Raw genomic sequence first — 21,413 nt, forward strand, 5'->3', positions numbered from 1 at the left:
CTGCGCTTTAGAGGACAGACGCATTTCCATGCCCCCCGTCCACATAAAGATCATTTCCTGTGATAAATGAAGCGGCATCTGAAGCAAGAAATACAGCCGCCATTCCAATTTCTTTCTCCGTACCAAAGCGCTTCAGGGGAGTCGCCTCCTCCATGACTTTCAGCCTATCTGGTGTATTGACATTGATCTTTCGTATCATATCTGTCATTATGTAGCCCGGATTAATGCTGTTTACCCGGATTCCATAGGGTGCCAGTTCCGCCATCAGACTGCGGGTAAGGGCTGCAATCCCGCCCTTGCACATGGTATAAGCTTGATTAGATGGCATCCCGATTCTGGCGCTCAGGGATGTAATATTAATGATAGCTCCAGCTCTCCTTACTGCCATGTGGGAGGCAACCGCCTGGGTCATCAGAAAAACAGCCTTTTCCTGAATGGCCACCACTTGGTCAAAATCTTCTTCTCTGTATGTTAGAAATGGGCCTTTCAAATTTATTCCTGCATTATTTACCAGTATATCAATAGGCGTCTCCCTCTCTATCTTCTCTACCATTTCTTTTATAGTGTTTGAATCCGTCAAATCTGCCGTATAATAGGAAGCTGCCTTTCCCAATCTGCTGGCTGCCTTTTGCAGTATTTCCTCCCTGCGTCCTGTCAGAATCACCTTAGCTCCAGACTCCACAAACTGCTCTGCAATTCCAAATCCAATTCCAGTGCCTCCCCCGGTGATTAGTCCTGTTTTCCCATCTAAGGATATCTCCTGTAACATAAGCCCTCCTGTCCTTATTTCAGATAGGCCTCAAATACGGCCTCATGACCCACCAGGTTCTTTCCCTCATCTTCAATAACAATCTGTCCGGTGCGCAGTACGTATACGCGGTCGCTGATTCTCAGTGCCTTGCTGGCATTTTGTTCTATGAGGAGCATTGTAACCCCTGTCTCCTTAATTATTTCAATAATACGGAACACCTGGTTAATCAACATCGGTGCAAGGCCCATAGACGGTTCGTCCAATACCAGAATATCCGGCTGAGCCATGAGTGCACGTCCCACTGCCAGCATCTGCTGCTCTCCGCCCGACAGGGTTCCTCCTGCCTGCCTTCTTCTCTCCTTAAGCCTTGGAAAATACGAAAACACCTGTTCCATAACCTCCAGTTCCTTCTGTTTGTCCTTTTTCCTGCAGAAAGCCCCCAGCTTTAAGTTCTCCTCCACTGTCATATTTGCAAATATATTTCTACCCTCCGGAACAATGGCAATCCTCTTTTTAAAAATTTCGTAGTAGGGCATTCCCACAACGTTTTCTCCTTCCAGGATAATCTCTCCCTCTTTGATATTAACCAATCCCAAAATAGAGTTCAGCAGTGTGGATTTTCCTGCTCCATTTGCCCCTACCAGGGAGACCAGTTCACCCTTTTCCACGTGCATGGAAACATTGCGAAGTGCCACTATGGGACCATACGTTGCTACTAAATTGTTAATTTCAAGTACGCTCATATCAATCCTCACTTCCCAGGTAGGCTGCAATGACCTCCTCATTTTTCTGAATCTCTTCCGGTGTACCATAGGCCATCAGGGAGCCGTAGTTTAATACAGCTACCTCGTCTGATATGGTCATGATGACATCCATGTCATGCTCCACAAGCATCACAGTCATATCAAAATCTTTCCGAATTCTGGTTATCAGATCTATTAATTCCTTTTTTTCTACCTTATTCATACCTGCCGCAGGTTCATCCAGAAGAAGTAGCTTAGGTTGGGATGCCAGCGCTCTGGCAATTTCCAGAAGCCTCTGGTGTCCATAGGGAAGGCTGCCTGCCAGCTCATCCTTCTGATCCAGCATTCCTATGTAGTCCAAAAGTTCCTTTGCTTTTTGTGTAATTTCTGCTTTTTCCCTGGCGCACTTCTGCGGCTGAAAGATGATACTCAGAACATCCGCGTGGGTTCTGCAATGGAATCCTGTCATTACGTTTTCAATAGCGGACATTTTTTTAAAAAGGCGGATATTCTGAAATGTCCTGGCGATCCCCTCTTTTACAATTTTATTCGGCCTCATCTTGTTGAGCACTTTCCCGTTGAAGGTAACGGTACCCTTTGTGGGTACGTAAACACCCGTAATGAGGTTAAAGGCTGTGGTCTTCCCTGCCCCGTTGGGGCCAATCAGAGCACAGATCTGGTTTTTATCAATGTGGAAACTCACGTTATCCACAGCCGTCAGTCCCCCAAACTGCTTCGTCAATCCGGATATTTCAAGTAAACTCATAACCGTCCACCTCCTTTGTGCGGTTCTGCCCCGCCTTTCATTTTTCCGGTTTTCTTTTTCAAATATACTTTAAAGCGGTCCAGATACCCCGCAATTCCCCCCGGGAAAAATATGATAACAATTATCAGCATAATTCCGTACAGTACCATTCGGAAATTGTCCAATCCTCTCAGGATCTCGGGCAACATGGTAAGCAAAAACGCTCCGATCACCGGGCCCTTAAAGGTTGCCATACCGCCTACAATCACACAACACAGGATAATCTGGGATTCCTCCCCGCGAAAGCTGTCCGGGCTTACATACCGGATAACATGCGCATACAGGCATCCTGCAATGGCGCAGTAAACAGCGCTGATCACAAAAGCTTTGATCTTATACCGGGCAATGTCAATACCGCAGAGCTCTGCCGCATTGTCGTCATCGCGTATCGCCAGCATGGCCCGCCCTACTCTGGATTTCATCAGTATGATTTGATAAACCATCAAAATAACCACAAAGAATAATATAAGGTAATAGCAGAGGTACAGGGAATCCAGCTTAAAAATCCCAAAATCCGGATATTGGATTCCGATAATCCCTGACGGCCCCTTAGTAAAATCCACCCAGTTAATTAAAATCAGCCTTACCACTTCCCCAAAACCGATGGTTAAAAGCACCAGATAGCTGCCCTTTACACGTAAGGAAGGAATTGCCAGCAGCACGCCTGCCACCCCTGTGACCACAACAGCACAGATCAATGTGACTGGAAACGGCATACCAAATCGGGTGTTTAAAATCGCTGCCGTATAAGCCCCTAAACCGAAGAAAGCCGCATGCCCAAGGGATAGGATTCCTGTAAAACCTGTGAGCAGATTCAGCCCCATTGCCAAAATAATGTACAGAAGAATGTTTGCCACGATCTGCATAATATAAGAACTGGGAGCAATTGCGGGCACAAACAACAGTGCAGTAATTAAAATAATCCATTTTATATTCTTTTTAATGATCTTCATCCTTACTCCCCCTCTAGAATTTCTGTTCTACACGTTTTGCCAAAAGCCCTGCGGGTTTGAAGCAAAGAATAATCAACATGATCGCAAAAGAAATGATATCCCGGTAGGAGGATGCGATCATACCGGAACCGATGCTCTCTACGATACCCAGAAGCAGACCGCCCACCAAGGCTGCCGGAATGCTCCCGAAACCTCCAATGATGGCTGCTGCAAATCCTTTCAATCCAATACTCACCCCCAGGTCCGGGCTTACATAGTACATAGGTGCCAGTAGAACACCGCTGGCACAGGCCAGCAGGGTGCTGATCCCAAAGGTAAGCATTCTCGTTTTATTGATATTAATGCCCAACATTTTTGCCGCCTTAGCGTCGGATGCCGCTGCCATCATTCCCTGGCCTATTTTGGTGAATTTGTAGAAGCACTGAAGTGCTGCCACGATTCCAAGGGAGATCAGAATGATCCCGATACTCTGAGGCAGAATACGGATTCCCCCTATTTTTATTGGCGTCACGCTAAAAATATCCGGAAATTTGTAGGGGTCCACACCCCATATAGTTCTCGCCCCGTTTCTCAGTATAATCTGCATACCTATGGTTGCAATCATCAGATTAACAAAGGAGTTGTAATTGAGTTTATTGTAAATGAATTTCTCAAGGCAGAGGCCGAATATAGTCATTACTATCAGCCCCACCACAATGGAAAGCAGCAGATTTCCTGTGGCATGATACATGGATAAAACCACAAATGTGGAAAACATGATGGTATCTGCATGTGCCACATTCAGCATTCCCATGGATTTATAAGTCATCGTAACTCCGATTGCGAGCAAAGCATATATGGCTCCCATCGTCAATCCATTAAATAAATATGTAATAAACATGGACTACCGCCTTTCTAAAACTATTTATGTTTTTCTCATTCATCTTTGGGATTATATAAGACCTGTTCGCCGTCCGCATTGTAGGTGACCAGCGTGCAGTCCTTTACAATATCTCCATTCTCATCAAAGCTCTGATTTCCGGTGACTCCGGTGTAAGAGGTATTTTTCAATTCGTCCCTCAGTTCCTCACTTGTGAAATCTGTGTGCCCAAGCCTTTCTACCGCTTCTTTAATAAGGTATATGGTGTCGTAGGTCTGAGCCGCCACCTGGGTAGGCGGTTCGTTGTTAAAATACTGGCGGAAGGCTGTCCCAAAGGGAGCTACCTTATCATTAAATTCAGCAGTCAGCTCAGTGAATCCGCTGGCAACCACCGCTCCTTCCACCCATTGGGCACCCAGTTCGGTAAAGCTAGGATTATTGAATCCATATCCTAAAAACGGTATCTCCACTTCGTTCTGCTTCATCTGCTTACAAATCTGAGATGCCGCTGCATAATACCCCCAGCATACAATGGCATCCGGTTTTGTAGAGTTCACCTTTGTCAAAATGGAAGTAAAGTCCGCATCATCCGCATTAAACTGCTCCTCTGCCACGATCTCCAGTCCATATTCCCCCACCAGCCCTTCGATCATCTTTGCTGCATTTACTCCAAAGTCTGTGGAGTCGTGTACTACGGCGATCTTTTTGCCTCCCATCTCCTGGCTGATTTCCTTCAGAATCGTCTTTGCCGCTGTTGCGTCCGAAATGGAGGTACGAAAAATCCATTCATTTCCCTGTTGGGTAATCGCTGGTGCCGATGACCCCGGTGTAATTTGCGGCACTTGTTCTTCTTCAGTAATAATCATATCCGCCAGGGTGCAGGAACTCTGCTGTGCCCCTACCAATACATCCACTCCGATATGGCTCACCAGCTTTCTTGTAACCGTAACGGATTTCGCCGGAGCACCTTCATCGTCTTCTACGTAAAGCTTAACCTGCATACCGTTAATCCCTCCGGCTGCATTGATTTCACTGGTTGCCAGCTCCGCTGCCTTCTGAAGATAAACACCGTCTCCCGCTGTACCGGACAGCGGACAAACAACTCCTATTTTCAGCTCTGTCCTGGCTTTCGGAGTCTTATCTCTCCCGCACCCGGTCATACTCAGAGCCAAAACGGATAAAACCGCCGCTGCTGTCAAAATACCGGTAATTCCTTTTCCTGCCTTCACTTCTCTTTCACCCTTTCTTCTCACTTCTTCTCATCCGGTTTCTACTACAGTTTATTTTCAAAAATAGAACGCGGTCTATTTGTTGTTTTATATGATATCACAGTTAATCATTGTTGTATATTGACAATTGCTCTAAATTTATTTCTTCTGTTTTGTGCATTTTTTATTAAGGAATCACTTTAACTGTCTTGCAATCCGCCTGCTGATCGTTACCTCCACAAAAAAAGAAGCTACCTATCAGACAGCCTCTTTCGATAAAAACTTATTTAATTATATATGTTTTTAAATACTTATTTAGGATTTCCTCCACTCTATCAGAAATATTAAACAATCCATTACTCAGACACCATTCAAATACAACACCGAACATCACAATCTCCAACTCATAGAAAAGCTCTAGTGCTGTTATTTCTTTTGTAAGCAGCCCTTCCTTCTGGGCTTTTTTTACAAAAGCAAATGTGGAAATGGAGATCGCTGCCAAACTGTCCGGACTTTCCTCAACAACCTTTTGGGCCTCCATGGCCGGCGCGGTTCTGCGATTCTTCAGTACCTGGTTATGCAGGGAAAAGTAGTCGCTGACAAACTGTACACCGCTCTCCGCAAGGCACCCCACATACCATTTATAGATATCAAAAATCCGCTCCAGACTGTTCATCTTTGAAAGCCGGTCCCTGTTTTTCTTCTTATATTTGTCATACTCATCCACTGTATAATAATTTAGAAGCTCATCTTTATTTTTAAAATAATGGTAAAAAGTTCCCTTTGACACCTCGGCCACAACACATATGTTATTGATTGTTGTATGTTCGTAGTCATATTTACTGATCAGCATTTTCATGGCATCTTTAATTTTCTCTTTTGTTTCACGCGACTTTTGTTCTCTCCTTGATTCTATGATTAATTCATTCATATAGCGCCTCCCGATAATATTATACTCTTATTTGTACCGCGTTCTATTTTTAAGTTATCATATTTTCTATAATAATTCAATGTTTATTTTCATTTCCCCAACTATTTGTACCTTAGTATTTAGAAATTAGCTGCTGGGAACGAATCCCCTTCCATTCCCTATACATCTGATACATATCCGCCTGTGAACTACCGTAGTTTACTCCTGAAACAGCGGCATGATACTGTCAGCAAAAATGCTTCAAACATTTCCATCACTGTCTAATGAAGTTCGGGTGAGCAATTTTTTGTAAGAAGCCTCTATCCCGAATGCCCCAATGGGAGCAGTGATCAAAATCGAAACCACAGCTGCCGTAAGCACAATATTCCCGCAGGAAAGCCCCTTTGCCAGCGCAACACCGCCAATAGCCGCCTGCACCGTGGCTTTGGGTATCTGGGATATCATACAAAACATGCGCTCCTTACGGTTCAGCTTTGTCCCCAGCACACAGAGGTATGTGCCGGCCAGCCGAAAGAGCAGTCCGATGATCAGCATGACTACCATCATGATTCCCGCTGACAATGCATACCTGATATTCACCACAGATCCCACCAGGACGAACAGCAGAATCTCTGCAGGCACCCACATCTTTGTAAACTTACCGGTTATCCGCTTTGCAAGAACATCATATCTGTTGTAGATGGTAATTCCCATAGTCATGACCGCAAGCAGACCGGACACTGCAACGGTTCCCTCCAGCGCCTCCTCAAGTACAACAAGCAGAAAGGATACGGAGAGAAGAATGATTACCTTTATGGTATCTCTCATATGAAACTTTTTAAAGTAGAGCACCAGCGCAAAGCCCACGGCAACACCCAGTGCAATCCCCAAAAGAATGGATACCGGAACCTGCAGAAATTCAGCGGGGGATACCTTTCCTCCCTGCGCCAGGGAGATCAATGCAGTGAACACTACAATTACGTACACATCATCTGCGGAGGAGCCCGCAATAATCATCTGAGGGATTCCCTTTTCTGTGCCCCATCCCTGATCAATCAGCTTAGACATAGCTGGCACAATGACAGCCGGTGACACCGCCCCCATCACTGCCCCGATAATCCCGGCCTCCAGCAGGGAGATACCCATGAGCTTAGGCGCCAGCAGCAGATAGGCGATGATTTCCATTGTGGCCGGCAGAAAGCACAGCAGGACAGCCGGACGGCCCACACGCTTTAAATCACCGATATCCAAAGTCAGCCCCGCTTTCATCAATATGATAATAAGAGCAATCTGTCTCAAATCCCCGGAAATATTTAAGATACTATCATCTAACAGGTCCAGGACATACGGTCCTAAAAGAATCCCCACCACCAGCATCCCAATGATATACGGCAGACGGATCTTCTTAAAAATAGTCCCTGCAAACATCCCAAACAGCATAATCAACGCAATACTCAATAACATGACTCAATCCTCCATTTTCATATGTTTAAGTGTTTTTTGCACAAAAAAACTGATAACCCTGTTTTTACACAGAAGTCATCAGCTAAACGCAATTTTGGAATAATCCACGGGAGAACCTCATTCCCTTACACTTATTTCAAAATCATACCATGTACAGATCTGATTGTCAATGCCCACTGCATCCCCTAATTTTGTCCGGATCGTTCCCACAGCAACCGTTAGACCGGTCAGGTTCGTTACAGGCTGAGTGGGGGCAAAATACCACCCCAAAGCCAAGACTCAGCCCGGGGCGGTATCACTTACAAACCTACTTTTTCATTTCTGTTCTCTTATTACTCCTATTTCGTTACCCTTATTACGACTTTCGCCCTCTTTCCATTGTAACTCTTAGCAGTAATCGTCACTTTTCCTCTCTTCTTAGCCGTTACTTTTCCGTCTGCGCTCACGGTTGCAACACTCTTTTTGCTGGAACGAAAGGTCACCCCTCCGGCGCTGCCCTGGCTGTATTTTACTTTCAGCCTGAAGGACTTTCCAACCTTCAGTGTCTTCCTGGCTCCGCTCAGCTTGATTGACTTTGGCGCTTTCTTTACAGTGATTCTGCAGGTCGCCTTCACACCGTTTGCGGCTGTAACCGTAATCACTGCCTTTCCTGCCTTCTTCGCACTCAGCTGTCCTTTTGCGTTAACAGATACCACCCTTGAGTTGCTGCTCTTGTAGGTAAGCTTCTGGTTTACCGCATCTGTGGGGGAAACTTTTGCGCCAAGAACCGCCTTTTCCTTCACACCCATGGTTTTCCTGCTGAAATCCAAGGTGATTTTCTTTACTTCTGCGCCAGTAGCATCTCCTGTATCTTTCACTGTTACTTTGCATACAGCCTTTCTGCCGTTTGCTGATTCCACTATAATCTCTGCATTTCCGGCATCCATAGCTGTCACGTTTCCGGCTGCATCCACCTTTACAATACTTACATTGCTGCTGGTAAAAGTCAGTTTCTTGTCCGCTGCATCTGCCGGCTGAACCTCTGCCCTCAGTACCGCGGTACCACCCTTGGTCAGAGTCAGCTCCGTCTGGTTTAAGACTACCTTGGCGACCGCCTGGACGTCCGTGCGTATTGCCGCCGCTTCGCTAGCCTGTCCTGCCCTGTGAGTGCTGGTCGCCGCGATCCTCTGGCAGAACCGGTAAACAGTATTCTGCTTCAATCCCTCAAACCTCACCTGGCTGCCAAATACCGGTGCCTTCCCATCCTCCAGCATTGCATACTCATATCCCTCTCTCTGAATAAGCGTGATGCTGGTTGAGGATTTTGCTTCAAATCCCGGCATAGCTGGTGCAATCTCATTTACAGTTATCTCAAATGTGTCAGATACTTTTACGCCGTCCTTCTCTACTGAAACCGTAATATTTGTTGTTCCCGCATTTCCAGCCAGGATTGTGCCATCCTCTGTAACCGTTGCCGCATCCTCATTATCCGAATGATAGCTGATTACTGCCCCCTCCAGGCTCTGCTCCTGCCCGTTGATGCCCACTGCTATGATTTCTCTGAGTGTGGTTGCCTCATCCCAAACGATCTGCGTCTTTCTCGGAACTGCCTTTATGGACTCCAGTGTGATCAGCACCTTCCTGCCAATTACAAAGGTACCCATTTCTGCTGTTGAAAACTCTGCTTTTCCATCCGTTATGGTGCAATCCATCTTCTCTTTTTCACCTAGTGGTGTAACCATATAAACTTCTGTCTTCTCCTCATCGCATCCCTCTGGAACAGGAAGTGAGATCGCTGCCTCCCCGCCGTTTAATGCAAGTACGGAATTGCCTCGAACCAAGTTCACATTGTAAGCCTGGAAGTTTTCAATGTCAAACTTCAGGACTGCTGCAATCTGTTCCAGTCTCGCACCGGCGTCCACCGTCTCTGCTTTAAGCTGTGTGTCTTCGGGTAAGAAACCTGCTGCTGTGCTGACCGCGATTCCCAGTTCTTCTGCTTTCAGTTCCGCGGGGCCTTCCGGTGCTGCTCCCTGCTCCGGCGTGGCAAAGCTTACGCCGGCTGCCTCAGAGGCAGTTCCTGCCGCGTCCACTGCGTATACCTGAAGATCGTATTCCGTCTGTGCACTTAAGTTCATCAGGGTGACTGCCGTCTGTTCCCCGTCCACTGCTGCTAAGAGTGTGCCATCTGCATACACCTTAAAGAGCACTGCCTTTGTGCCGGCATAGGTGTTCGTCCAGGATACCACTGCATAGTTGGATGAAATATCCGTTACTTTCACATCCGCAGGTGCATCCGGCATAGCATCCAGTCCTGCCAGCGCTGCTTCCAGATCCGCAATCGCCTTCTCTACCGGTTCTTCCACATCGGTTTCTGTTCCCATTGCCACTTTCGCCGCTTCCAGAGCATCATCCAGGGTATTCCTGGCTGCCTTTGAGGACTCATAATACACATCAGTGCGGGCAATCGCCTGTGCTTTTTCAATGACTGCCTGCAATCCGCTTTTATCAACCGGTGCAAGTCCGTCAATGGCTTCTTTTAATGTCTGCACGGCTGCAGCCAGTTCTTCCTCTGTGGCCTCCAAAACATCTCTGATCTCCCGGGCCGCTGCCAGTGTCCCATCAAACACCGTTTTTGTCTTGCGTGATGCCTTCTTATAAGTGTCTGTCTCTTTGGTCTGCAGCGCTGTCTGAATTTCCCGGTCAATGGCCGTCCGGTCTGCTTCTGTAGCCTTCACTCCGGTATTGTCGCTCACTTCCACTTCTGCTATCTGGATTCTGTGGTAATTTGGATTGCCTTCATCCGTGGCCACATCCCCCAGCTTAGTGGTGGTAATCTTAATATACCTCGCTGTCTGTTCGCAGAAATTGAATACCTGCTGCTTAAATCTCGGGTTTGGCAGATCTACCACTTTCTTTACCGTCTTATAAGTTTTTCCATCCGTGCTCACTGAGATGGTAAAACTCTTGGGGAAGTGGGCGCTCATATTGTCCCCGCTTGCCTTTGCACTGGTTCTTGGGAACATGGACAGCTGGTTAAAGGTCTTTGCTGAACCCAGATCCAGGACAATGTTCTGTCCGTCAATGGTCTCTGTCTCATAGATGTTCGTGGTAAACCCGTCGCTGCCGTTCACGGAAGTACGGTTTCCATCCACCAAATTATCCTTTTTCCATGAATCTGATCCCGGCATAGCGTTATCTGCCTGTATCACTGTGACAGGAGTGATTTTTTCTGACAGTTCTTTCACATTCATCGTCAGTTTGATATCCTCTTCGCCAACGGTGACGGTATATTCAGGGTTCACATCCTCCTGTCCGGTCCATCCTGTAAACTCATAATTATACTTCAGTTCCTCCGGGATTTCCGCTTTCACGGTTACCACTTCCCCTGTGTAAAAGCTGCCCACATAAGGAGCGGATACCATTTCTCCGTTTACATATAAGTTTGCTGCATAGCTGTGATTTCCGCTGATGTCAATATTAACCGCATATTTCTCTTTTGGAAGCTGTTCAAATACTGCTGTGTAATTCATATCTCTGTCCACGGTATATTCTGAAATATAAGCTTCCGCTGCCTTGTTATCCGGAATGACTGCCGGATAGTTTCCTGTCACTTTTGCAATCTTCCAACCCTTTGCCGGGGTAGCCTTTACGGTAACTTTACTTCCTTTTGCTGCCACCATGCTATATGGGAGTTCTTCTGTTTTTCCGTTAATTTCAACGGTGCCTTCACCCTGGGGTGCATGAATGGTAATGGAGTACTCTTCCTTGATTTCCGCTGTATCTTCTGTTGCTGTAAACGTGTACTCTCCACTTGCCACACGGAAACCTACAAACTTGTCATCCTCGTCCTCGTATATCACGCCTTCCGGAAGTTTTTCTGTGGCAGCGCCGTCTTTATAAATCACGGTATCGCCAAGCTGTACTTTTGTCTGCTTTCCATCCAGGCGCGGTACATACACAACTGCATAATCTGCTCCTTCCGGTATGGATACCTGGAGTCTGATACTGTCTGCCTCTTCCTTTACGGCAGTGGAAATTTCACCGTTTGGCGAGGGGACAGACGCTTTGATATCCTTCAGACCTGCCGTCTGGGGCCTGATCTGGATTCCCTTGTAAGCAGCCTCCAGAGGGGTGATGCCTGCGTTAAACATATACATCATGGTCAGCGGTCCGCCTGTCCATGCATGGTTTCTGGTTCCCGCATTCTTATCCCAGAACTCCCACAGGGTGGGGAATTCATCGTCGATCATTGTGCGATAACGCTCTTTTGTCCTCTGCATCGCAAGATCGTCGTATCCCATCATATAGAGGGCTTCCAGTACATACTTCTCCATATACGGGCTGGATTCCTTGCGGGTTTTTAAGAGTTCTGCTATGTCACTGTACCTGTTTGTCTTTGCCAGTCCAGTGTAAACGGCAAGCGCGTTTGCGCGGTCATCTGCATTTCCATCGTCTACGTTGTTGTAGTAGGCCTTTCTCTCTTCGTTCCAGAACTTGGAATCAAATATCTTTGCGATTCCATACATTCTGTCTTCCAAAAATCTTTTATCTGCCTTTGGTTTGTCCAGCAGATTTGCCATATTTAAGACATACTCGCATGCAATATAGTACCAGCACTGCTCAATGATCGTTCCATCCGCATGATTTCCCCAGTCCATCCAGTCCCAGGTACCACCTCTGTGGCCTACTAATCCCTCGCTGTTTACGCTCCACAGCTTCAGGTAGTTTAGCAGTGTCTCATATCCATCCACCATAGGCTGTGTATCTCCGGAATACATATAGTACTGCCAGAAGGAGTGCACACCTGCCAGAGCCTGCATGGGAAGCTCTGAGATGGCGTCCACACCGTTGGGGGATGTTGTGGGCAGCTGTCCGGCTGCATTTTGCCATCCGATTACCTGATTTAAGGCCTTCTTGTAGAGATGCCCTGCGTTGCTGTCCATGGCATAAAAGGCCATCTGCATCTCATTTACCGCATCGCCCCACCACTGAGCACGCTCCCGGTCCGGGCAGTCCATGTAATTATCACGCATGGTTACCAGAAGAGTATCATAGGATTTCTGGTACAGCTTATTCATGTCCGCATCGTCGGAAGTAAAGGAACCCTCCGGCTTTGTATTGTAGGTGGACGGCCGAAAGCCCAGCTCAAGCACTTCCACAGACTCCGGTATCTCAAAATAAACGTCATACCCATTGATCCAGCCCAGAGGTTCAAACTCCTGCTCTCCATCCCTGGTGATGTATGCATGGCGGACAGAGTCACCGTTATTCGCCGGCTCCTTCCAGGTATCTGTGTACATATCAATGCGCTGTCCCTCTTTTGCCTTTACCTTCAGATATGGGGTTCCCTGAAGATTTGTGCGGTTCCGGATGGTATAGCGTTTCATAGCATCCCCGAATTTCACGGAACCGATCGCCAAAATGGAATTGGTAGATGAGAGGTAATGAGTCCCGTCCGCCTCTTTTTTAATAACAGGCTTTGCGCCTCCATTGATCGAAGCAAACTGTGACAATCTGGTTCCGGTGGAATCACTTTGAATGGTGTCTTGAAAAAGCACTTTGCCGTCTTTGTCCTGCACTTTTAAGCCATACAGCTTAATCTTTTCCATGGTATCATTCCGGAAACCTATTTTATTTCCCGCCGTAACCGGAACATAAACCTTGTTGAGCGCTGTGCCATCAAGGCTTGTTGTAAAACCATCCGGTTCTACTTTCACGGACATCACGTGTTTCACATTAAATCTCTGATCATTCTCTATAATATCCTTTAATTCCTGGCTCTGGGGAACACTCCAACTGCCGCCGTTACATATGTGAGGACGATATTCTGCAAAGTTTTTCCTATCCCCCAGGTTTGCCATACTGATCTGTGCCATGTAAAGGTTGTTGGCGTCTTTCATGTTTAAGGTCAGACCAAAAGAGCCTGTGTCTGTAATGTCTCCGTATTTACCGGTCACATCAATGGGATCTACTGCGAATTCAGCCGTAACTGTGTATTCATCAGGAAACTCCATTGCTGTAAATTCGTCCGTACTGCTATCGATATTTTCAACCTTCCACGTCCCGGTTCCGTTGGCTCCGTCCGCGGTAAACTTTACGATATCTTCCACATTCAGCTGAGGGATGGGTCTCTCCCACAGGTCATTGTAGGGTGCGTCCCCCTCCTGTGCCTTGACGACCGCAGAGCTCCACTCTGCGTCGTCAAAGTCCGGGGTCTGCCATCCTGTCATCTCTTTGTTTACATTGTACCGGATATTCGGCTCTGCCAAACGATAGTTGGAAGGAATGTCATGCGCCTCGTACGCCGGGTCTTTTTTTACCTTCCAGGTTGTATCAGATACAATCTTTGTTCCCTCCTTTAGCACCCCCTCTCCGAAGTCCGCGTCAAACAGGAATCCCGGCTGTCCGGAGTCTTTAAATCCGTAGCCATTTTTCCCGAAATAGACCGCCTGGACGGCAATTGTATTCTTCCCATTGTGAAGATATTTTGTCAGGTCAACGGTATCCACATACATATCCTCTCTGTTGGGGCCTGTCTTTACCTGCCCCTCAAAGATCACCATCTCTCCGTTGATCCACATCCAATACTTGGAGTCCACCGCAATCTTAGCCTCAACCTTTTCCGGAACCTTGACCAGATCAAAGGTCTTGCGAAGACACATCCATTGGCCTGCCTCTCTTGCGTCATTGCTCCAGATCCACTTACCTGTAAAGTCATAATCTGTCGGCCCCTGGGCAATGCTGCTCCCGTCAAACACGCCGTTGGACGCTGTCTCTGAAGCCTTTGCATTTACGGACATCGGTATCGCCGAGCTGCACACCATGCTGAATGCAAGCAGGCCCGCCATTAATTTTTTCCCGTATTTCATCTCATTCTCCTTTCAGACCTCTATCTGTTTTTAACGGTGATTTTTATGGTAGCTTTTTTACCGTTATAAGTCTTTGCGGTGATGGTTGCTCTTCCTTTTCTCAGAGCTCTGATCTTACCGGTGGAACTTACAGATGCAACTTTCTTATTGTTGCTTGTGAAAGTCACTTTGCCCGAACTGCCAGCACTTCTTTTTACTTTCAGGCTGAATGTCTTGCCTGCTCTGAGTGTCTTTTTCTTAGTATTCAGCTTAATAAACTTCGGTGCTTTTCTCACTTTTACTTTACAGTACGCGGTCTTTCCATTTGCAGTTGTGACCGTGATCTTTGCACTTCCTGTCTTTTTCGCTGTCAGCTTGCCTGCTGCGCTGACTTTTACAACCTTGCTGTTGCTGCTCTTGAAGGTCACCTTTTTATTCTGTGCGTTCTCAGGAGAGACGGAGACTTTTAAAGTAACGCTTTCCTTTAAGCCCAGTGTCAGACTCTTTTTGTCTAATTTTACAGAGGCTGCCTCCGCCGGTTTTTCCGGATCAGTGGGCTTAGGTCCTTCGGCTTTCTTGTCTGTGGTAACTGCAAGAGCCTGGCTGACACATCCTGCACTGTGTGTAGAGGTTGCCGCAATTCTCTGTACAAATTTGTAGGTAGTCTCCGGATTCAATCCCGTAAATACAGGGTTTCCAGTGAATTCTCTGAATCCATTTACATCTAAAGCATACTCATAGCCGGGAACTTCCTGCAGTGTAACACTGTCAGAAGTCTTGGTCTTTAGGGCCGGTGCATAGACAGGAAGTTCTTTTACCGTAATCACTGCCTCCCCGGTTCTTACTCTTCTGTTGAGCTCTACTGTTACGGTGATTACAGCGCTTCCGGCCTCCTTTGCCGTGAGGACTCCGTTTCCATCCACTTCCACGGAATCTGTATTATTGGATTTGTAGGAGACAATTGCTCCTTCCATGCTCATCACTTTGCCATCGGTTCCGATAGCTTCTACTGCTTTGATATCACTGATTTCATCCCATACAAGGACATTCTTCCTGGCTGTGACAACAATGCGGTCCATTCGGATGATTTCCGGTACTGCCACTGCGTAGATTCCCATTTCTGCTGTGGTAAATATTACGGTTCCATTTTCCGCATGATAATTTCCTGTTACCTCAGACAGTGTCCTGTCCTTTCCAATGTGATACAGCTTTACTGCCTCCGGGTGATACTCAGCCGGTACCGGAATCTCTACCTTCACCTCTGAACCGGACAGGTTCAGATCTGCACTTCCTGCTGTCAGCTTCATTGCATAAGCCTGATACTCATATCCACTTCCTGCAAATGCATTCTGTACCAACTCCAGGTCTTCTCCTTCTGTAACCAGAGGAGCGTTAAACTGCACCTCTGTGGGAAGGGTTCCCGAGATATTTACATTTGATGTTTCATCCGTAACTGTCTTTTCTTCCACATCTGCCTTTTGGTTTGTTGTTGAAAATACAACATTCACCGGTTTTGAGTACACGCCTCTCCTATCAATACCAAATACCTGAGCCGTATATTCTTTTTCCGCCTCCAGATTCATCAGCATGACAGAGTTTGCCTTAGTGATCATCTCTGTTCCGTTTACAACTACCGCATAGCTCACAGCCTGAATACCCTGTGTGGACTCCTGCCAGGAGATCTCAGCGGTAGACCCTGTCTGATTGGAAACCGTTATATTCTGAGGAATGCCTACCTGGGCATCCAGAGCTTTGACAGCCTCCTCCAAGGTGTTCATCGCATTGGCAATGTCAATCTTCTCGGCATCTTTGTCGGCCAGCACATCCAAAGCATGATTCAGGGCAGCGTCAAATGCATTTCTGCTCTCCTGCGAAGACTGTCCATATACTTCCGAATCCTTGATCTGCTCCGCATTTGTAATTGCTTTATCCAGTTGCGCCTTATCCATTGTCTCAGCTTCCACCAGTTTTATCGCATTTTTCAGGCCAGATACCGCGCCTGCTAAATCTGCTGTCACTGCATAATCATCTTCTGCTACCATCTCTGCAGATGCCAGAGCAGTATCCAATGCCTCTTTGATGCTCTGAGAAGCCAGCTTATAGAGATCCGATGCTTTTAAGTCCTTTGCCTCTTTGATCAATGCGTTCAGCTCTGTCTTGTCCAGCTCAGCCTTAGCCGCCTTAAATACAAAGGTGCCTGCCACGGTCTCAAAGACTGCCTTATTATCCTTTGTCTCCACATATTTGATTCCGTCATTCTCCAGAGTCAGATCCTGCACAGCCTTGCCGTTTACCGTCACCTCAAATCCTCTGCCAACCGGGATAGTTGCAGTTGCAGTTGTATTTGCCGGTACGGTTGCCGTATAGTTAAATTCCTCTGCTGACCAATCCCACTCTGCCTCAATCTTGCCGTATGCGGAATCATAAGATCCCTTCACAGAGGTCATCCGTTTCTGATTGGCCGGGATTTCCAGCTCATCCCTCGTATCTGGCTGGGGCTGAAGTATGATGTGCTTGAAACCAGGATTGTTCGCGTCTGCTTCAATGCCCAGCATGTCGCTGTACATCCATTCAACGACTGCTCCATAAGAATAGTGGTTAAAGGAGTTCATGCCCACAGGTCCAAATCCACTCTCCAGTGTATAGGAGTTCCATCTCTCCCAGATGGTAGTAGCCCCCTGATCCACACTGTACAGCCAGGATGGAAAGTCTCTCTGGAGCAGAAGTGTATAGGCCATATCTGATCTTCCAATATCGCTGAGAACAGGGTTTAGTACAAAAGTTCCCAGGAAACCGGTTGCCAATCTGTTTCCGTTGTTTTTAATTTTAGCCACCAGCTGGTCGGAGAGCAGCTGTTTCTGCTCCTCTGACGCTGCCATATCTGTCTTCAAAGCCCACAGGTAACAGGTCTGTGTAGAATACTCATTTTTCAGATCCCCGTCCTCTTTAAAGAACCGGCTTCTGAAGTTTTCTTTGATTTCTGCATTTCTCTGACGGTACGCCTTGGCGTCCTCCGTTTTGCCGATGGCATCTGCCATCTCAGCCATCATTTCCGTATCCAGCGCATAGTAAGCGGATGCCAGAACAGCTCTTACATTGTCGTTATTATCCTCATCCCTTGGTGTGAGCCAGTCTCCGTAACCTCCGTTTGGTCCCGCATATCCTCTGCCTTTGAGCCAGTTCATGTATTCCGTCATGGAAAAATACATCTGCTCAATAATCTGGGTATCCGCATAGGTCTTGTACATCGTGTAGGGAACCAGAATACCTGCGTCTCCCCAGCCTACGTTACCCTGACCAACCGCATTGGATCTGGGAATAACGTCCGTATACATTCCGCTCACCTGGCTGTCTCTCGCATCCTGTCCCCACTTATGGAAGAAGCCTGCCACATTGGCATTGTAAACGGCTGCCCCTACAAATGCCTGGGTATCGCCGGACCATCCCAGACGCTCATCACGCTGGGGGCAGTCTGTGGGAACACTTAAGTAATTGCCCCTCTGTCCCCAGAGCACGTTGCTGATCAGCTGGTTTACCGATTCATCTGAGGTTTCCAGTGATCCTGTCTCCGGAGTCGCGGAGCCTAATACCTCAGCCCTGAACTTGTGAATGGTGATGTCCTTTGTGGCTATGACAGATACATAGCGGAAACCATAAAAGCTAAAAGCAGGTTTGTAGGTTTCCTTCTCTGTCCCTTTTGTTATGTAAGTACCTGTGGAGAGTGCGGAGCGGTAATTGGCCATATAGAGGCTGCCCTCCGGTCCGTCATTTCCTCTGCTCTCCAAACCACTGTCATTGAGCATTTCAGCGAAATGCATGGTAATTTCTGTCCCTGCCTCCGCTGCGGATACTTCTATGTTCGGCCAGCCTACCATATTTTGTCCGAGATCGAAGATTGCAGTCTGTCCGGCCTCCAGAGTAATTTCCTCATCCGGTTTGTCTGTCTCTTTAAGAATATGTATCTTTCCGTACTCTGACTGATTGTCATCAATGCCCTTATACACAACTGTCTTTTCTGAGGAGCGTTCCATCTCTTTACGCACCTGGATAGTCTGTCCCACCTGTGCGGAGATGGTTCCGTTGAAATCTTTGCTGTAGGTTACGGTTCTCCAGCTCTCATCCTGTACATAGGTATCCTGGGAAATTTCCGCCGCACTGGGGAACCGGGCGTCATAGGTCTCGCCGTCCCAGATATCTGCTTCCCGGACAGTCCCTTCTTTCCCGGCTTTCCAAGACTTGTCTGTCACCAGTACCTCCTGAGTACCGTCTGCGTATGTGATAATTGTCTTTGCCATAAATGCCATATCTTTCGTTCCGTATGTATTATAGGAAACACGTCCGGTCCACCATCCGGTTCCCACGGTTGCCAGCATGACATTTGTTCCTTCCTGCTTCACCAAATCTGTAATATCGTGGGTATAGTAAAGTACGCGCTTATTGTAATCTGTCCACCCCGGCTTCATCTCATCGTACTGTATTTCGCCGCTCTGATCTCTATATCCTACTCTTTCCCCATTTACGTAGAGATCATACGTTCCAAGCGCAGAGGCATAGACCTTAGCGCTCACTACCTCTTTTTCTTTTGCGGTCTCAAAGGTCTTGCGGAACATAGGCATTCCATCATCCGGGTCCTTTGTCAGGAATACACCAGCGCTTTCCTGCACCACAAATTCTCCATTTACCACTTTACCGTTTCGCGGTGCTCCCGTTGCTCCAATAAATGGGTTTGCGCCGTCCTCAAAATCAAAGTGAAAAGTTTCTACCGTTGTTCCATTCTCCAAAGCGGAGGTGCTTTTCAGATTGTCAACAACAAAGGATTCCCCTTTCGCACCGGAACGCAGCCCGATTCTTCCATCTAATATCTTTCCTGGCTTGCCTTCAAGAAGGAATTCATTTACCTTGGTATCATTGATGTAGGTAGTGACGGATTCATTTGTAACGTCTAATTTTACATGAAGTCTTTTGTTTAAAATGTCCTTTTCAAAGTCAAAGAATTCACTGATGTCTATCTCACTGACGGAAGGACTTCCGTTTACCCAAATGTGGGGGCGAAGATGAAAGATTCCCTTTCCGTTCTCGTCTTTATGGTCCTCGCCGTTAAGCTGCCACATGAACATATTGCTGTCATTTGAAGCAGAGAATACAATACCGGCAGCATTTCCAGTAATGGTCATATCAGCCTCTACCGTATAATTAACCTTCTCATTTTTAGGCACATCCGGGAGCTGTCCAATGTCTCCCAAGGCTGTTTTGACCAGAGCTGTTGCGGCACCGGATACTTCCAAAGCGCCTTCTTTGACCGTTCCGCTTTCAAAGGGATTTTCACCTGTGCTGAAATCCTCATAGAATACCGGCTCTCCGCTCATTTTTACAACCGTGTTGTCGTAGAGTACCTTATCACCAGCGTCGCTGTTAAAGCCGAATTTACCGTCAAACAGAAAATCATTTAAGCTTTCATGATCTCTTGCCAGTTTACCATCAACATATACATTAACCTGCTTAGAAGCACTTGATGTAACCGTAAAATGATGCTTTTTATTCAAAAGCTGGTCCTTTTCCACATTGGAAACAAGACCCGAAGGGTCAAATTCATAAGCACCTCCACCCTGTGGTTTAAAATGCTGCCCCAGATAGTACCCCTTGCTGTCACTCCACTTTATCTGAGAGTAATAGAACTGACTTCCCTCTTTATTTCCGCCATAAACAATCCCCGGCTTTCCTTCCATTACGGTAAAGTCCGTATCAAATCGATAATATACCTTACTCTCCTTATCCCAAAAAACGGTATCCCCATCCGCATCGCCATGGGTTACATACAGCCTGCCGTCTTTTGTCTCCCCGCCGCTGAACTGTGAATCCTCGGCCAGTTCAAAATCCTGGAAAAAGATCAGCTTCCCATTTTTGTCTGTCACCTTTAGATCATCCACCCAAGCCTGCTCTTTAAAATTCGCCTTTGTATTGGTGGCCATACGGAAACCGATACTTCCAAAGCTTAAGTCAGCATCTTTGCAGTCCATTTTATTAATTTCTTTATTGTCCAGAACTGTAGCCACCGTTTTATTTTCCGTGTCAACAACTAGCTTTAAATTGTAGTCCCTGTCGTTCTTAAGATCTCCTCCGAGGATATCGTTTAACTGGTATCCTTTGTAGTTCGGAACGCTCTCCGGGTTGTACATTCCCCCGTTTCCGTTCCAAACGTGAGGACGCAGCCAGCTCCCTTCCACGCCATTCTCCATGTTGTTGTTCAGCTGCCACATGTAAAAATGGGTCTTGTCCTTCGCTGCAAACACGATGCCAACCGCATCCTGGAATTTCAGGTTTGCTTCAATGGTATAGACCGACTTGTCTATGGTATCCACAACCTCCTGGTCCGGGTCCGGATCATCGTCTTTGGTGAGGCGTATCCAATTTACATCGTCAAAGGCGTCCTCCTCCAGAAGCCCCATCTCAAAAGTGGAGTCATTTGATTCCACTTCATTCCCGTCTTTATCCCACACCGTCACGCTCCAGGCGTATTTGGCAGAGGATTTCAGATCATCGCCGCTATAGGGGATGTCTACGGATACATCACTCTCGGTCTTTTTGCTGTCCCATACCACTTCTCCGGGCTCCTGATTGATCACGTCCCACTCTTTGACCACGATCTGGTAGGCTGTCTGCTTCTGGCCTGTGATGTTAGAATCCATCTTCCATGAAAAACGCGGTGTCTCGTTGTCAATCCCTATGGGATTTGTGACACTGTCCACCATCATGTCATAGACCGATGCTGTCTCCACTGCCGCCTCCTCCGTGGCGCCGGCAGCCACTGATGGGACTGCCGGAGCCAGAGAAGTTACTATCATTGCCGCTGCGAGAACTGCAGAAAGCCATTTCTTTTTATTTGCCATAACTTT

General features: G+C 47.0%; 11 protein-coding genes and 1 riboswitch. All 11 genes read right to left on the reverse strand.

What is annotated here, in order from left to right:
- Positions 1-7: 7 nt before the first annotated feature.
- Complete coding sequence (locus AC0THY_RS01150; RefSeq protein ID WP_489992647.1) at positions 8-769, reverse strand: SDR family NAD(P)-dependent oxidoreductase; 762 nt, start codon at positions 767-769, stop codon at positions 8-10.
- A 14-nt stretch (positions 770-783) separates the two neighbouring features.
- Entirely contained in the window at positions 784-1,494 is a 711-nt protein-coding gene (locus AC0THY_RS01155) for an ABC transporter ATP-binding protein (protein ID WP_489992648.1), read from the reverse strand.
- Position 1,495: 1 nt separating this feature from the next.
- Positions 1,496-2,260 carry an ABC transporter ATP-binding protein gene (locus tag AC0THY_RS01160; RefSeq protein ID WP_489992649.1) on the reverse strand — a complete coding sequence of 255 codons (765 nt, stop codon included), beginning with the start codon at positions 2,258-2,260 and terminating at the stop codon, positions 1,496-1,498.
- Positions 2,257-3,252 (reverse strand): branched-chain amino acid ABC transporter permease, encoded by a 996-nt coding sequence (locus AC0THY_RS01165; protein ID WP_489992650.1) that lies wholly within the window; start codon positions 3,250-3,252, stop codon positions 2,257-2,259. Before AC0THY_RS01165 ends, AC0THY_RS01160 begins: the two co-directional genes overlap by 4 nt.
- A 13-nt stretch (positions 3,253-3,265) precedes the next feature.
- Positions 3,266-4,132: a branched-chain amino acid ABC transporter permease gene (locus AC0THY_RS01170; RefSeq protein ID WP_489992651.1), complete on the reverse strand. Its 867-nt coding sequence runs from the start codon at positions 4,130-4,132 to the stop codon at positions 3,266-3,268.
- Positions 4,133-4,167: 35 nt separating this feature from the next.
- The gene (locus AC0THY_RS01175) at positions 4,168-5,364 is read right to left on the reverse strand and encodes an ABC transporter substrate-binding protein (protein ID WP_489992652.1); all 1,197 of its coding nucleotides are present in this window, start codon (positions 5,362-5,364) and stop codon (positions 4,168-4,170) included.
- Between the two features lie 238 nt (positions 5,365-5,602).
- Positions 5,603-6,250 carry a TetR/AcrR family transcriptional regulator gene (locus AC0THY_RS01180; protein ID WP_489992653.1) on the reverse strand — a complete coding sequence of 216 codons (648 nt, stop codon included), beginning with the start codon at positions 6,248-6,250 and terminating at the stop codon, positions 5,603-5,605.
- Positions 6,251-6,490: 240 nt separating this feature from the next.
- Positions 6,491-7,693, reverse strand: coding sequence for a cation:proton antiporter (locus AC0THY_RS01185; protein WP_489992654.1), 1,203 nt, complete (start codon positions 7,691-7,693; stop codon positions 6,491-6,493).
- Between the two features lie 62 nt (positions 7,694-7,755).
- A riboswitch (Fluoride riboswitch) is annotated at positions 7,756-7,827 on the reverse strand.
- The gene (locus tag AC0THY_RS01190) at positions 7,811-7,963 is read right to left on the reverse strand and encodes a hypothetical protein (protein ID WP_489992655.1); all 153 of its coding nucleotides are present in this window, start codon (positions 7,961-7,963) and stop codon (positions 7,811-7,813) included. (Overlaps the previous riboswitch by 17 nt.)
- Before the next feature lie 68 nt (positions 7,964-8,031).
- Entirely contained in the window at positions 8,032-14,541 is a 6,510-nt protein-coding gene (locus AC0THY_RS01195; RefSeq protein ID WP_489992656.1) for an Ig-like domain-containing protein, read from the reverse strand.
- A 20-nt stretch (positions 14,542-14,561) separates the two neighbouring features.
- Entirely contained in the window at positions 14,562-21,407 is a 6,846-nt protein-coding gene (locus tag AC0THY_RS01200) for a family 78 glycoside hydrolase catalytic domain (RefSeq protein ID WP_489992657.1), read from the reverse strand.
- Positions 21,408-21,413 lie beyond the last annotated feature (6 nt).

It is taken from the genome of Ruminococcus sp. 8Y-12 (assembly GCF_058119865.1).

Bases quoted from the DNA above. Each gene is read 5' to 3' on its own strand.
- AC0THY_RS01170 (WP_489992651.1), bottom strand. From the start codon at position 4,132: ATGTTTATTACATATTTATTTAATGGATTGACGATGGGAGCCATATAT.
- AC0THY_RS01195 (WP_489992656.1), bottom strand. From the start codon at position 14,541: ATGAAATACGGGAAAAAATTAATGGCGGGCCTGCTTGCATTCAGCATG.
- AC0THY_RS01160 (WP_489992649.1), bottom strand. From the start codon at position 2,260: ATGAGTTTACTTGAAATATCCGGATTGACGAAGCAGTTTGGGGGACTG.
- AC0THY_RS01165 (WP_489992650.1), bottom strand. From the start codon at position 3,252: ATGAAGATCATTAAAAAGAATATAAAATGGATTATTTTAATTACTGCA.
- AC0THY_RS01150 (WP_489992647.1), bottom strand. From the start codon at position 769: ATGTTACAGGAGATATCCTTAGATGGGAAAACAGGACTAATCACCGGG.
- AC0THY_RS01155 (WP_489992648.1), bottom strand. From the start codon at position 1,494: ATGAGCGTACTTGAAATTAACAATTTAGTAGCAACGTATGGTCCCATA.
- AC0THY_RS01185 (WP_489992654.1), bottom strand. From the start codon at position 7,693: ATGTTATTGAGTATTGCGTTGATTATGCTGTTTGGGATGTTTGCAGGG.
- AC0THY_RS01180 (WP_489992653.1), bottom strand. From the start codon at position 6,250: ATGAATGAATTAATCATAGAATCAAGGAGAGAACAAAAGTCGCGTGAA.
- AC0THY_RS01200 (WP_489992657.1), bottom strand. From the start codon at position 21,407: ATGGCAAATAAAAAGAAATGGCTTTCTGCAGTTCTCGCAGCGGCAATG.